The following is a 13,463-nucleotide window of genomic DNA, read 5'->3' as shown; positions in this document are numbered from 1 at the left end:
CACGAAAGCCGGGGGGATTGGGGACCGAAAAAGCAGGAGGCGGCACATGAGGATCCGACACAACGGGATCGTGAAATGGGTGGCGCACGCCGCCCTGGCGGCGGGCATCGCCTTGATGCCGGGCATGGCATCGGCGCAGACCCTGAAGGTGGTCATGCACTCCGACGTCAAGATCATCGATCCGTACTGGACCACTGCCTACATCGTGCGCAACTACGGTTACATGGTCTACGACACGCTTCTGGCGGTCGACGACAAGCTGCAGGTCAAGCCGCAGATGCTGGAAGGCTGGAAGGTGAGCGACGACAAACTCACCTACACCTTCACCCTTCGCGACGGCCTCCTGTTCCACGACGGCAAGCCGGTGACGGCCGAGGACTGCGTGGCCTCGCTCAACCGCTGGGCGCCCAAGGACGCGATGGGCCAGAAACTGATGTCCTTCGCCAAGGAGCTGAAGGCGGTCGACGACAAGACCTTCGTCCTGGTGCTGAAGGAACCTTACGGCCTGGTGCTGGAGACACTGGGCAAGCCCTCCTCGTTGGTGCCGTTCATCATGCCCAAGCGCGTCGCCGAGACGCCTGGCAACGTGCAGATCAGCGATACCACCGGCTCGGGTCCCTTCGTCTTCCGCAAGGACCTGTGGCGGCCGGGCGAGCGCACGATCTACGACAAGTTCAAGGACTACAAGCCGCGGCCGGAGCCGGCGTCGGGCCTGAGCGGCGGCAAGGTCGTGCATGTCGATCGTGTCGAATGGATCAACATCACCGACCCGCAGACCACCATCAACGCGCTGCTGAGCGGCGAGATCGACATGATCGACCAACCGGTGATCGAGCTGCTGTCGCTGCTCGAGGGCGACAAGAACGTCCACGTCGTCGACCTCAATCCGCTGGGCGCGCAGATCGACTTCCGCTTCAACACCCTGCACAAGCCGTTCGACAACCCGAAGATCCGTCAGGCCGTGTTCTATGCCCTGAACCAGAAGGACTTCCTGGTGGCGGGCTACACCAACCCGAAGTTCTTCAAGGAGTGCAAGGCGCTGTTCATCTGCGGCACGCCGCTGGCCACCGACAAGGGCTTCGAGGACAAGCTCACGTCGAACTTCGCCAAGTCCAAGGAGATCCTGAAGGCGGAAGGCTATGACGGCACGCCGATCGTGCTGCTCTACGCCACCGACACCAACACCGGCCGGCTGACGCCGATCCTCAAGGCGCTGCTGGAGCGCGGCGGCTTCACCGTCGACATGCAGGCGATGGACTGGAACACCGTGGTCGCGCGGCGCACGCGCAAGGAGCCGCCGGCGCAGGGCGGCTGGCACGGCTTCCTCACGACCTGGGTGTCGGCCGACTTGCTCGATCCGGTGATGAGCGCCTTCCTCGGCGCCAACTGCGAGAAGGCCGCGATCGGCTGGCCGTGCGACGCCAAGCTCGAGGAACTGCGCGACGCCTTCGCCCGGACGACCGATCCCGAGAAGCGCAAGGAGCTGGCGACGGCGGTGCAGGTGCGCATGTCGGAGTATCCGACGCACGTGCAGCTCGGCCAGTTCAACGTACCCTCGGCGATCCGCAGCACCGTCAGGGACCACCTGGAGGCGCCCGCGCCAGTGTTCTGGAACATGAAGAAGAAGCAGTAGGCGCGAGGGTCAGCCCAGCTCGAAGCTCGCCACGCCGTAGAGGCCCGCCGCGTCGATCGCCGGATCCGGCCCGGTGTACATGCGTGCGGTCTCGAACGAGGGTTTCAGCCCCAGCCCCTCGGCCCACGACACGGCCGCCTTGTTGACGCCCGCGATGTCGACGGCCACCGCCGTCGCACCGAGCGTCGCGGCCGCCGCGGAAAAGAGCGCGGAGGCGATGTCCGGCGTCTCGGCATGGAGCGGCCCGATGCGCGCTCCGGCCTGGCAGTTGCGCATGACGCCGAACCCGGCCACGGCGCCGTCGCGCAGCGCCACCATCGCGACACGTTCGGGCTGCGAGATCCACGAGGCGAGGAAGGAATCGCGCGCCTCTGGGAAGAAGCGTCTGTCATAGGCGGCGAGCCTGTCGAAGCCGATGCTGCGGGCATCGACCAGGCTCACCCCTGTCGGCGGCGCGGCCTGCACCGGCGCGCCTTCGTAACGGACGTTGTTCCAGGCGAGCCGGAAGCCCGACTTGCGGTAGTTGCCCTGCTGCGCCGGCACGCCGTCGAGCCCGACATTGCGACCGACAAGCCGGTCCATGCCGGCGTGCCAGGTCTGGATACCGTAACCTTTGCCGCGCGCCGCCGGCCGCGCGATGTAGAAGCCGAGAAAGCCGAAACCCCGGCCGTACTGCACGACCGAGATGCAGGTGACCGGCTCGCCATCGAGCCGGCCGATCAGGAAGGCGCCGGGATCGGTGGCGTGGAAGGCGTAGGCGTCGGTCTTGCCCGGATTCCATCCTTCGTCGGCGGCCCATCGGGCCATGCGCTGCACGTCGTCGACGCTGGCGACGGTGATCTCGAAAGCCATGCGGCGAAGCTAGCCTTCTTGCCAATCGATCGCCATCGCCATCAGACTGGCCGCAACCACAAGGAGATACGGAGGAAGCGATGAGACGGCTGATCGTGCTGTTGACGATGCTGTATGCGCCCCTGTTGTCGGCGGGCGAGGCCAACGCCGAATGGGCGGCGAGTTGGACCGCTTCGGCGCATGGTCCCTACCCCGTCGGCAATCCGACGGCGCAACCGGAGCTCAAGTTTGCCTTACCCTCCCCTGAAAAGGGCGCGAGCGACCAGACATTCCGCCTGATCGTGAAGCCCGATGCCTGGGGGCCACAGGCGCGGATCAGGCTGTCGAACGCCTTCGGCACCAAGCCGGTGACGTTCGACGGTGCCTATGTCGGGCTGCAGGAGAGCGGCGCGGCGATCATCAAGGGCACCAACCAGCCGGTCCTGTTCGGCGGCCAGAAGAGCGTGACGGTACCACCCGGCAAGAGCGTGGTGAGCGATGCGGTCGCGTTGCCGTTCGTCACCACGCCGCCGAGCCCGATGCTGAAAGGGCTGAAGCTCGCCGTCAGCTTCCATGTCGTGGGCGACAGCGGCCCGATGACCTGGCACGCCAAGGCGCTGCAGACGTCGTACCTGTCGCCGCCCGGCTCGGGCGCCCACAGCCAGGAGGTGAGCGAAAGCGCCTTCCCCTATTCTACGACCTCCTGGTACTTCCTCGACGAGGTCGACATGAACCTGCCCGCCAAGGCCCAGGTCATCGTCGCCTTCGGCGATTCCATCACCGACGGGACGGGCACCACCATCAACGGCGACGACCGCTGGCCCGACGTGCTGTCGCGCCGCCTGCATGCCGCCCATGGCGACGCCTTCGTCGTCGTCAACCAGGGCATCGGCGGCAACCGCGTCGTCGGGCCCGACGACTACGCGACCAAGCCGATCGGCGGCGGTCCCGGCGCGCTGACGCGGCTGGACCGCGACATCGTGAGCCTGCCCGGCGTCACGACGGTGATCTGGCTCGAAGGCATCAACGACTTCGGCGCTGCCGATGCCACCGCCGAAGCCGTCATCGAGGGCTACAACAAAGGTGTCGCCGAGCTGCGCCAGAAGCTGCCGGGCGTGAAGATCTTCGCCGCGACGCTCACGCCGGCGCTGAACAGCACGCCGACCCACGGTCGCGCCGAAGTCGACGCCAAGCGCAAGGCGCTGAACGAATTCCTGCGGACCGCCAAGCTCTTCGACGGCGTCATCGACTTCGACAAGGCGACCCTCGATCCCGCAACCGGCGAGGTGAAGGTCGAGTTCCAGCCGAACTCCTCGACCGGCGGCCCCGGGGACAAGCTGCATCCCAACCGCGCCGGCTATGCCGCCATGGCCAACGCGATCGACCTCGGGATGATTACGGGCAAGGCGAAGTGAGTCTTGCCGGGCCGCGGGCCTCCAGGCCCGCTCATGATCTTCCGGACCGCGAGCCTCCGGCTCGCTCCTGATTCATGAGCGGGCCTGGAGGCCCGCGGTCCGGCAAGATTATTCCGCGGCCTTCGCCGCCGCCGAGAAGAACCGGTTCTCCGGCCGCGGCAGGCCGAGATTCTCGCGCAGGGTCTTGCCCTCGTATTCGGTGCGGAAGATGCCGCGGCGCTGCAGCTCGGGCACGACGAGATTGACGAAATCGTCGAGCCCGCCCGGCAGGTAGGGGAACATGACGTTGAAGCCGTCGGAGCCGCCGGTGGTCAGCCACTCCTCCATCTGGTCGGCGATCATCTGCGGCGTGCCCATCATGGCGAGCCCGCCATAGCCGCCCAGCCGGCCCGCGATCTGGCGCACCGTCAGGTTCTCGCGCTTGGCGAGCGCAATCACCCGCTCGCGGCCGCTCTTGCTCTGGTTGGTCTCGGGGATCTCCGGCAACGGTCCGTCGGGATCGAACTTGCGCGCATCCTGACCGACCGCGATCGACAGCGCGGCGATGCCGCTCTCATAGCTCACCAGGCTGTCGAGCCTGGCGCGCTTCTCCTTCGCCTCGTCGAGCGAGGAGCCGATGATGGTGAAGGCGCCGGGCAGGATCTTTATGTGATCGGGATTGCGGCCGACCTTGGCGGCACGGCCCTTCACGTCGGCATAGAAGGCGCGGCCGGCCTCGATGGGGCCGCCGGCGGCGAACACCATCTCGGCGGTCTCGGCGGCGAGCTGGCGGCCGTCATCGGACGCGCCAGCCTGCACCATCACCGGCCAGCCCTGGACCGGCCGGGCGATGTTCAAGGGCCCGCGCACCTTCAGGTACTTGCCCTTGTGGTTCAGCACATGCAGCTTGGCGGGATCGAAGTAGATGCCGGACTCGACGTCGCGCAGGAAGGCGTCATCGGCCCATGAATCCCAGAGACCGGTGACGACGTCGAAGAACTCGCGGGCGCGGGCGTAGCGCTCGGCATGTTCCATCTGCTCGTCCATGCCGAAGTTCAGCGCGGCGTCGGGATTGGAGGTCGTGACCAGGTTCCAGCCGGCGCGGCCCTCGGAGATGTGATCGAGCGAGGCGAAGCGCCGCGCGATGGTGTAGGCGGGCTCGAAGGTGGTCGAAGCCGTCGCGATCAGGCCGAGGTGCTGGGTGTGCTGGGCGAGCGCCGGCAACAAGGTCAGCGGATCGAACGAGGTCACCGTGGCGCTGCGCTTCAGCGCCTCCATGGGCATATTCAGCACGGCCAGGTGATCGGCCATGAAGAAGGCGTCGAACTTGCCGCGCTCCAGGGTCTGCGCGTACTGGATCAGCGCCTTGAGATTGAAGTTGGCGTCCGGCGTGCCGCCGGGATAGCGCCAGGCGGCGGTGTGGATGCTGACCGGGCGCATGAAGGCGCCGAGCCGCAGTTGGCGTTTGGAGCTCATGGTTGGATATCTTGCCCCTGCCGGCGCCGACGGCAAGGTGCGCCGGACGACAAGAACTAATTCAACGGATTAGGTCTTACGGCAGGACCTCGGCCACGCGCCGCGCCATTGCCTTCAGCCTGGGCAGCATGCGCTGCACACGCTGGCGCGCCTGCGCCCGGACGGCATTGGTGTTGGTGTTGAGCGAAGCCACCATGGTTCCGCCGCGGTTACCGAGGGGCACGGCGATGCCCACCAGCCCCTCCTCCAGCTCCTCCCAGCTCACGGCATGGCCGTCGCTGCGGGCCTGGCGCACCAGCTTCACGAGCTCTCGCTCGCCGACCACGGTCGCCGGCGTCCGCTTGTCGCGACGGGTGCCCCGCAATCGGGCCGACACCTCGCTGTCGGCCAGGGCCGACATCAGCACCCGGCCCGAGGCCGACGCGTAGGCCGGCAGGCGCATGCCCATCGAGACGACGAAGGCCACCCGGTTGCCCGGCTGCTCGGAACGGGCGACGAACACCACGTCGTTGCCGTCCAGAACCGAGACCGACACCGCCTCGCCGATTTCGGCCGACAGCTCGGCGAGATAGGGCTGGAGGGTGACGTCCAGCGCCGACGCCGCGAGATAGGAGTAGCCGAGCCTCAGCACCTTGCCGGTGAGCTCGAACTGCTTGCCGTCGATGCGGGCATAGCCCAATCCGGCCAGGGTCAGCAGCAGGCGGCGCACGACGGCGCGATCGAGCCCGGTGCGCTGGGCGGCATCGGCGACCGACAGGCTTTTATGGCCCGCCCCGAAGGCTTCAATGACGCTGAGCCCGCGGGCGAAGCCGGTGACGAAGATCCGGCTGTGCGGAATGGGTCGGCTTGACAAGGCCTCTGCTCCTGTGTGCGCTAGATGCTCATTTGAGCGCAGAGCGCACAAAAGGGAAAGGGGCAATTGGCGAACCGACGGATACGCAGCGAGCTCGTGGTCGTGGGTGGTGGCCTGGGTGGAGTCGCCGCCACCTTGGCTGCCGCACGGCTCGGCAGGAACGTCGTCCTGGTCGAAGAGCTCGACTGGCTGGGCGGCCAGCTCACGGCGCAGGGCGTGCCGTTCGACGAGCATCCCTGGGTCGAGGACGGCATCGGCTCGCGGAGCTACCTCGAGCTGCGCCAGCGCATCCGCGACTACTATTTCCATCACTATCCCCTCACCGCCGAAGCGCGCCAGCGCCGGCCGTTCAATCCCGGCATGGGCAATGTCGGCACGCTCTGCCACGAGCCGCGCGTGGCGGTCCGCGTCATCGACGACCTGCTGGCGCCGTTCGAAAGCGGTGGCCGGGTCCGCGTACTGAGGCGCCATGCCCTGCTGCAGGCCCATGTCGACCGCGACCGGATCACCGGGCTCTCCTTCCGCGACCTCGAAACGGGCGACACGGTCGAGATCGAGGCGGCACTGGTGATCGACGCCACCGAGACCGGCGATCTTCTGGAGGCCGCCAACGTCGAACACGTGATCGGCGCGGAATCGAAAGACGAGACCGGCGAGCTGCATGCCCTGGACAAGGCCGATCCTCTCGATCAGCAGGCGATCACCTGGTGCTTCGCCATGGACCATCTGCCGGGCGAGGACCACACGATCGACCGGCCGGTGCGCTATGCCGAGTTCCGCGATCTCAAGCTCGACTTCTGGCCCAACCGGCAACTCGACTGGACGGTGAGCAACCACGTCACCCACCAACCGCTGAAACGCGCCCTGTTCGCCGGCGACAGCGATGCCGAATACCTGTTCGACCTGTGGCATGCGCGGCGCATCGCCTGGCGGCGCAACTTCGCCGACGGCGCCTATTGCAGCGACATCACGTTGGCCAACTGGCCGCAGATGGATTGCTGGCTGCGGCCCGTGCTCGGCGTTTCACCCGAGCAGCGCGATGCCGCGCTGGAAGACGCCCGCCAGCTCAGCCTGTCGTTCCTCTACTGGATGCAGACCGAGGCGCCGCGCCACGACGATGGCCAGGGCTATCCCGGCCTGCGCTTGCGTGGCGACGTGCTGGGCACGGCGGACGGCCTTGCCAAGCAGGCCTACTACCGCGAGGGCCGGCGCATCCGTGCCGAATTCACCGTGCTCGAGCAGCATGTCGGCGTCGCTGCCCGTCCCGGCCGCGATAGTGCGGAGTCGTTCTTCGATAGCGTCGGCATCGGCGCCTATCGCATTGACCTCCATCCCAGCACCTCGCGGATGCGCGACACGGTCGATATCGACAGCTTCCCGTTCGAGATCCCGCTGGGCGCGCTGCTGCCGGTGCGCGTCGATAATCTCCTGCCGGCGGCTAAGAACCTCGGCACGACGCGCGTCACGTCCGGCGCCTATCGCGTCCATCCCGTCGAATGGAGCATCGGCGAGGCGGCGGGGGCGCTGGCGGCCTTCGCCCACAAGCGCGCCGTGCCGCCACGCGCGGTGCGGGCCGACAAGACGCTGCTCGCCGACCTGCAGGTGCTGCTCGGCGACTGCGGCGTGCCGATCCGCTGGCCGCGCTACGGCGCGCTGACTCCGCTGACGCGTCGCGGTTACCGGCCGCCGCCATCGATCTGAAAACAAGACAAAGGGAGGAAACGATGAGAAGGGTATCGCGCCGGATGGCGCTCGCGGGCGCGTTGACCGCCCTGGCGGCGACGGCGCAGGCGCAGCGCTCGACCGGTCCGATCAGCCTTTATGTCGGGTTTGCCGCCGGCGGCCCCGCCGACACGTTGGCGCGCATCATGGCCGAGCAGCTCGGCGCGCGGCTCGGCCGATCGGTGGTGGTGCAGAACAAGCCGGGCGCCGGCGGCACCGTCGCGGCAGCCCAGGTCGCCAAGGCCGATGCCGACGGCACGTCGCTGCTGCTGGTGAGCAGCGGACATGCCGGCGCCTCCGCGCTCTATCTCAACCTGCCGTTCGACGGCCAGAAGGATTTCGCCGCCGTCATCGCGCTGGCGCAGACGCCCATCGTGATCCTGGTGAAGGCCGATTCGCCCTATCGCACCATGGCCGATCTTCTGGCCGCGGCGCGCGCTGCGCCGGGCAAGCTGAACTTCGGCACCGGCGGTGGCGGCGCGACGCTGACGGCGATGGCCGCCGTGCTGTTGCAGCGCGAGCTCGACTTCAAGGCCGAGGCCATCAACTTCCGCGGCTCCGGGCCGGCCAACCTGGCGCTGATGGCAGGCCAGATCGACTTCCAGTTCGACACCGTGTCCGGCGCCATCGGCCTCTTGAGCGGCGGCACATTGCGCGCCCTCGCAGTGACCTCGCCGCAGCGATCGGCGGTGCTGCCCGACGTGCCGACCATCGCCGAAACGGTGAAGCCGGGCTTCGACGTCACCGGCTGGTTCGGCATCCTGGGACCTGCAGGGCTCGGCGCCGCGACCGTCGACGAGCTCAATCGCACGTTCAACGCCATCCTGGCCGACAAGGGCACGCGCGAGCGCCTGGCCGGGCTCGGCCTCGACCCGATCGGCGGCACGCCAAAACAGTTCGCCGACCTGCTGGCATCGGAAACCGCCCGCTGGGGCGGCATCATCCGCGATCTCGGCCTGAAGCCGGACTGATCAAACGATCGGCGGGTGCTTCTTGTCCGTCCCTGCCGAATGCTCCCAGGCGCGCGCGACCTGGAACAGCGTCGCCTCCTCGAAGTAGCGGCCGACGAACTGCACCGACAGCGGCATATCGTCGACCGACAGGCCCGCCAGCATGGCAAGCGCGGGATGGCCGGTGACGTTGAACGGCGTGCGCGCCTGGCGCGGATAGGTGCGGTCGACGTCGGCCGGCCGGTCGATGCGGCAAGGCGGATCCATCGAGCTGGCGCACAGCAGCACGTCGACCTGGCGGAAGGCCGCCTCGACCTCGGCGATCATTTCCAGCCGTCGGCGCTGCGCCTGCACGTAGTCGCCGGCGTTCATGAAGGCGCCCGCCATCAGGCGGCGGCGCGAGAGCTGGCCGTAGTCGCCCGGCCGCTCCTTGAGCCACGGGCCGTGGATCGCCCACGCCTCGCTTTGCAGGATGACACGGTTGACCGCGCCGAACTCGGTCAGCGTCGGCAGACGGATGTCGCGCACTTCGGCGCCTTCCATCTGCAAGGCGCGCGCGACGTGGTTCAGCGCCGCCGTGACCTCGGCCTCGGCCGGCGTGTCGACCTCGTGGAAGTGGCGCACGAAGCCGATGCGCAGGTCGCGCACACCGCGATCGAGGTTGGCCGCGTAGTGGCCGTTGACCGAGGCGGCGCTGCCCGGATCGAGCGGGTCGTGGCCGGCGATCGCCTGCAGCATCAGGGCATTGTCGGCCACGGTGCGCGTCATCGGACCGATATGGTCGAGCGTGAAGGAGAGCGGAAAGACGCCTCGGCGCGACACCAGCCCGTAGGTCGGCTTCAGGCCGACAATGCCGCAGCAGCTCGCGGGATTGCGCACGCTGCCGCCGGTATCGGTGCCCAGCGCCATCGGGAACAGGCCCGCCGCCACGCCGGAGCCCGAGCCCGACGACGAGCCGCCGGGATGATGATCGGTGTTCCAGGGATTGCGCGCCGGCGGCCAGGGCAGGTCGAAGCTCGGCCCACCGATGGCGAACTCGTGCGTCGAGAGCTTGCCCATGACGATGGCGCCCGCCCCGCGCAGTTTCTGCACGCAGACGGCATCGGCCTTGGCGATGTTGTCCTCGAGGATCTTGGAATGACAGGTCGTGGGCAGGCCCGCGACGTTGATGATGTCCTTGATGCCGACCGGCACGCCGTGCAGCGGCCCGCGCAGGCGGCCGGCGACCGCCTCGGCCTCGGCAGCCTTCGCCGCCGCCATCGCCGCTTCGGCATCGAGCCGGATGAAGGCATTGAGCTTGGGGTCGAGCGCGGCGATGCGCTCGAGCAGCGCCTTCATGAGGTCGACCGGCGACAGCTCCTTGTCAGCAATGGCCTGGGCGGCTTCGGTGACACTCAGCCAATGCAGCTCACCTACGGGGCCATCTCTCATAGGCCCCTCCCTGCCTTCATCGGCGGCCAGGGTTCTGCAGCCGGGTCGGTCGGCTGCTTGATCTTGCTCATGACGTCGGCCGCCTGCTTGGCCGCTGCGGCGACGTCGTCGGGGAATTCGGCTAGCGCCTTGGCGAGACCCGCGCGCCGCGCCAGCAGCTCGATCGTTGGCTTGTCCATCGACTCCACCCTCTCCGTTCAGGCAAGTTTCCATCGTGGTCGGCCCGGAGTCCATCGACGTCGTTGCCGACCAGCGAAAGGAGCTTTCGAGAGGTGCCTGCACTCGACACCACCACGATCGTCCTCGCCGGAATCACGTTGTTTGCGGCCTTCGTCAACGGCGCCCTCGGTTACGGGTTCTCCTCGCTCACCGTGCCGGTCGCCCTCGTCTTCTACGCCGGGCGCATCCTCAATCCCGCCGTGGTCGTGGTCGAGGTGTTCATCAATTGCTATGTCCTGTTCATCAATCGCGACAGCGTTGCGGCCGTATGGCGAAGGGTGCTTCCCATCCTCATCGGGCTGCTGCCCGGCATTGCCGTCGGCGCCTACCTTCTGGCCGTGCTTGATCCCGACTGGGCCAAGTTCCTCACTTACACCGTCATTCTCCCCCTCATCCTGGTCCAGGCAGCGGGGCGGCGCAGGCCGATCCGGTCGGAACGCCTGTTCGGCCTGCCCTTCGGCATGGGGCTGGGAGTGCTCTATTCCGTCACCACGATCTCAGGCCCGCCGCTCGCGATCCTGTTCAACAACCAAGGCCTGGTCAAAAACGAGTTCCGCGCCGGCCTGGCCCTGATCCGCGTCGCCGAATCGAGCCTGACCGCCATCGTCTACTTCTATCTCGGTCTGTTCGTCGCCGAGAGCACGAGCCTCCTGGTGGCGATCGTGCCCAGCGTGCTCATCGGCATACCACTGGGCGCTTATGCCATCCGCCACCTCGATGCCGAGACGTTCCGCCGGATCTGCATGAGCTTCGATGCCTGGGTCGTCGGCTTCGGCCTGTCGCGGGTGCTGGTCGACCTCAAGCTCATGCCAAGCCCATGGGCCTACAGCGTGATGGCCATGACCATCCTGATCGACATCTATCTGCTGTTCATCTTCTTCCGGAGGCGAAGAGCACCTTCGCTCTAGTTACGTTACTTGGCGGATTGCTGGACGAGAATCGGCGGCCGCTTATGCCATTCGCGGCCAGCCCTGGCCTGGTCGTAGCCGTACTGGAAGAGCGCCTGCATGTAGGCCTGCTCGAACTCGCCCTTCTTCTCCAGCGTGAAATCGGCGCCTATGAAAGCAAGGTTGTAGTCGACGCCGTCGCGCTGGCTGATGAAGAAGGTGCGCATGACGTCGTTGTGGCCGCTTGCCGCCAGCATGGTGTTGATGGCGCGACCGGCGATATTGATGGTCCGCCGCTCGGCCATGGAATAATCGGGATCGAGCCGCGCGTTGCGGATGATGTAGGCGACGCGCTTGCGCTTCAGGAGGCGGCCGGCTTCGAGCGACGGCGGATAGAGGAAGAGCTGGGCGATGGTACCGCCGTCGACATGCATCTCCTGGTATTTCTTGCCGTCGAGCTCGACGTCGATCATCACCGGCTCGAACAGGCCCGGGATCGCCGCCGAGGCGCGCAGGATCTGGTGGAACAGCTTCAGGGCCTCGGGCTTGCCGCTGGCCGCCAACGCACCGATGTTCCAGATCACCGGCCGCTGGGCGTCGAGGTCGGTGGTGCCGATCAGCAGCAGGCGACCTTCGTTGTATTCGCGGGCGATGGCGGCGAACATCTTCTCGTCGGCGTACTTGGCAATAACGTCGCCAAGTGGCGTGGTGTCGGCCATCGCGTCGTTGAACAGGGCGGCACTCAACCCGCGCGCACGGAAGATCCGGTCGGGAGTGAGCGTCGTGTAGACCTCGCGCAGGATCGGATCGTACTGCGGTCCCAGGAAGGCGAAGGGCGCGATCAGGGCGCCGGTGCTGACGCCCGTGACCATCCTGAATTCCGGCCGCGTGCCGGTCTCGCTCCAGCCGTTCAGCAGGCCGGCGCCGAACGCGCCGTTGTCGCCGCCGCCGGAGACCGCGAGATAGTAGGCCGTCGGCAGATTGGCGAGCGTCGGAGTCTTGCCCTCGGCGCGCAGGTTCGCCATCTCGCGCTCGACGGAACGCATGCCCTCCTGGATCATCGGCGAGACGTCGCCGTCGGCGAAGAACCGCGCATTGGCGATGCCGAGCGGCTGGGCGCGCACGGTGTCGGCGCGCGGCACCGACGGCAGTCGATCGGGGTGCGAACAGGCGGCGACCAGCGCCAAAGCCACAGCGGTCAGGAGGGCAAGAAGCCTAGGCATCGAGGCGCTCCAACTTGGTGATTTCCTGCGGCGGCAGCTCGGCGAGATAGAGATTGCCCTCGGTGTCGCCCGAGATGCCGTGCGCGCCGTTGATGGCGCCGCGGCACCGGCCGATCAGCTTGCCGTCGGACGTGAGCAGGCTGATGCGCGGGATCTGGTCGGTGACGAACACCAGGTCGCGGTCGTCCACCCAGATCTGCATGGGATGATAGAAGTCGCCCCACTCGGCGAGGAACCTGCCGTCGCGGTCGAACACCTGCACGCGGTTGTTCTCGCGGTCGCCGACCAGGACCTTGCCGAAGCGGTCGACCCAGATGGCGTGCGGCGTGGTGAAGACGCCAGGCCCCGCGCCCGGTCCGCCCCAGGTCGCGATCAGCGTGCCGTCGGCGGCGAAGCGATGGACGCTGGAATTGCCGTAGCCGTCGGCGACATAGATCTCGCCGTCAGCCGCCTGCGCCGCCGCCGTCGGGTGGTTGAACGGCGCGTCGAGCGACGGCCAGTGCCGCCGGCCCAGCGCCTGCAGAAGCTTGCCGTTGCCGTCGAAGCGCAGGACCTGATGGGCGTCGCGGTCAGCCACCAGGATCGAACCGCCGGCCGCGGCATTGATGTAGTGCGGCTCGGCCAATGCGCCTTCGCCCCAGCTGCCCCTGAGACGACCGTCGCGCTCGAACACCAGGACCGGCCGGTCGGTGCCGCGCTGGGCGACATGGACGCGGCCCTCGCCGTCGACCATCAGGTCGGAGATGAAGCCGAAGCTCTCGCCCGCCGGCAGCTTCGCCCACTTGCGATGGATGGCGTAGCGCCGGTCGCCCAGGATGACGGTGTAGCGTTCGTCCGACATGGT

At 67.6% G+C, this 13,463-nt stretch carries 12 protein-coding genes; 5 read left to right on the top strand and 7 right to left on the bottom strand.

Translation table 11 applies throughout. The features are described 5' to 3' along the window. The first annotated feature begins 46 nt into the window (after positions 1–46). Entirely contained in the window at positions 47–1,633 is a 1,587-nt protein-coding gene (locus tag RSO01_RS30640; protein ID WP_147154367.1) for an ABC transporter substrate-binding protein, read from the top strand. A gap of 9 nt (positions 1,634–1,642) precedes the next feature. On the opposite strand, the gene RSO01_RS30635 is transcribed toward RSO01_RS30640, so the two are convergent. Then, a complete protein-coding gene (locus RSO01_RS30635; protein WP_147154366.1) occupies positions 1,643–2,485 on the bottom strand; it encodes a GNAT family N-acetyltransferase in 843 nt (280 codons plus the stop codon). 80 nt (positions 2,486–2,565) lie between these two features. Between RSO01_RS30635 and RSO01_RS30630 the strand changes: the two genes are divergently transcribed. After that, positions 2,566–3,879, top strand: coding sequence for a GDSL-type esterase/lipase family protein (locus RSO01_RS30630; RefSeq protein WP_147154365.1), 1,314 nt, complete (start codon positions 2,566–2,568; stop codon positions 3,877–3,879). 108 nt (positions 3,880–3,987) lie between these two features. On the opposite strand, the gene RSO01_RS30625 is transcribed toward RSO01_RS30630, so the two are convergent. Further along, the gene (locus RSO01_RS30625) at positions 3,988–5,334 is read right to left on the bottom strand and encodes an LLM class flavin-dependent oxidoreductase (protein ID WP_147154364.1); all 1,347 of its coding nucleotides are present in this window, start codon (positions 5,332–5,334) and stop codon (positions 3,988–3,990) included. Between the two features lie 76 nt (positions 5,335–5,410). Next, positions 5,411–6,187 (bottom strand): IclR family transcriptional regulator domain-containing protein, encoded by a 777-nt coding sequence (locus RSO01_RS30620; protein ID WP_170303482.1) that lies wholly within the window; start codon positions 6,185–6,187, stop codon positions 5,411–5,413. A gap of 66 nt (positions 6,188–6,253) precedes the next feature. Here RSO01_RS30620 and RSO01_RS30615 point away from each other — a divergent pair, with 66 nt between their 5' ends. Together RSO01_RS30615 and RSO01_RS30610 are read left to right on the top strand one after the other, a co-directional pair. Then, on the top strand, positions 6,254–7,888 hold the full coding sequence (locus RSO01_RS30615; RefSeq protein WP_147154362.1) for an FAD-dependent oxidoreductase: 1,635 nt from the start codon (positions 6,254–6,256) through the stop codon (positions 7,886–7,888). A 23-nt stretch (positions 7,889–7,911) separates the two neighbouring features. Further along, the gene (locus tag RSO01_RS30610) at positions 7,912–8,880 is read left to right on the top strand and encodes a tripartite tricarboxylate transporter substrate-binding protein (RefSeq protein ID WP_147154361.1); all 969 of its coding nucleotides are present in this window, start codon (positions 7,912–7,914) and stop codon (positions 8,878–8,880) included. Here RSO01_RS30610 and RSO01_RS30605 read toward each other — a convergent pair whose 3' ends face one another. Then, on the bottom strand, positions 8,881–10,290 hold the full coding sequence (locus tag RSO01_RS30605; RefSeq protein WP_170303481.1) for an amidase: 1,410 nt from the start codon (positions 10,288–10,290) through the stop codon (positions 8,881–8,883). Further along, positions 10,287–10,469 carry a hypothetical protein gene (locus tag RSO01_RS47655; RefSeq protein ID WP_170303480.1) on the bottom strand — a complete coding sequence of 61 codons (183 nt, stop codon included), beginning with the start codon at positions 10,467–10,469 and terminating at the stop codon, positions 10,287–10,289. The genes RSO01_RS30605 and RSO01_RS47655 overlap by 4 nt, the downstream gene beginning before the upstream one ends. 93 nt (positions 10,470–10,562) lie before the next feature. On the opposite strand from RSO01_RS47655, the gene RSO01_RS30600 reads away from it, so the two are divergent. After that, the gene (locus RSO01_RS30600; RefSeq protein WP_147154359.1) at positions 10,563–11,417 is read left to right on the top strand and encodes a sulfite exporter TauE/SafE family protein; all 855 of its coding nucleotides are present in this window, start codon (positions 10,563–10,565) and stop codon (positions 11,415–11,417) included. Positions 11,418–11,422: 5 nt separating this feature from the next. On the opposite strand, the gene RSO01_RS30595 is transcribed toward RSO01_RS30600, so the two are convergent. After that, the gene (locus tag RSO01_RS30595) at positions 11,423–12,619 is read right to left on the bottom strand and encodes a patatin-like phospholipase family protein (protein WP_147154358.1); all 1,197 of its coding nucleotides are present in this window, start codon (positions 12,617–12,619) and stop codon (positions 11,423–11,425) included. Continuing rightward, positions 12,612–13,460 carry a 6-bladed beta-propeller gene (locus RSO01_RS30590; protein ID WP_170303479.1) on the bottom strand — a complete coding sequence of 283 codons (849 nt, stop codon included), beginning with the start codon at positions 13,458–13,460 and terminating at the stop codon, positions 12,612–12,614. Before RSO01_RS30590 ends, RSO01_RS30595 begins: the two co-directional genes overlap by 8 nt. Between the last annotated feature and the right edge of the window lie 3 nt (positions 13,461–13,463).

Origin of the sequence: Reyranella soli, from assembly GCF_007992495.1 — a bacterium.
Lineage (GTDB): Bacteria > Pseudomonadota > Alphaproteobacteria > Reyranellales > Reyranellaceae > Reyranella > Reyranella soli.
This window is presented reverse-complemented; position numbering and strand designations above follow the sequence as displayed.

Excerpts from the sequence above, each read along its gene's own strand:
- RSO01_RS30590 (WP_170303479.1), bottom strand. The coding sequence starts at position 13,460 with ATGTCGGACGAACGCTACACCGTCATCCTGGGCGACCGGCGCTACGCC.
- RSO01_RS30640 (WP_147154367.1), top strand. The coding sequence starts at position 47 with ATGAGGATCCGACACAACGGGATCGTGAAATGGGTGGCGCACGCCGCC.
- RSO01_RS30595 (WP_147154358.1), bottom strand. The coding sequence starts at position 12,619 with ATGCCTAGGCTTCTTGCCCTCCTGACCGCTGTGGCTTTGGCGCTGGTC.
- RSO01_RS47655 (WP_170303480.1), bottom strand. The coding sequence starts at position 10,469 with ATGGACAAGCCAACGATCGAGCTGCTGGCGCGGCGCGCGGGTCTCGCC.
- RSO01_RS30635 (WP_147154366.1), bottom strand. The coding sequence starts at position 2,485 with ATGGCTTTCGAGATCACCGTCGCCAGCGTCGACGACGTGCAGCGCATG.
- RSO01_RS30605 (WP_170303481.1), bottom strand. The coding sequence starts at position 10,290 with ATGAGAGATGGCCCCGTAGGTGAGCTGCATTGGCTGAGTGTCACCGAA.
- RSO01_RS30630 (WP_147154365.1), top strand. The coding sequence starts at position 2,566 with ATGAGACGGCTGATCGTGCTGTTGACGATGCTGTATGCGCCCCTGTTG.
- RSO01_RS30625 (WP_147154364.1), bottom strand. The coding sequence starts at position 5,334 with ATGAGCTCCAAACGCCAACTGCGGCTCGGCGCCTTCATGCGCCCGGTC.
- RSO01_RS30610 (WP_147154361.1), top strand. The coding sequence starts at position 7,912 with ATGAGAAGGGTATCGCGCCGGATGGCGCTCGCGGGCGCGTTGACCGCC.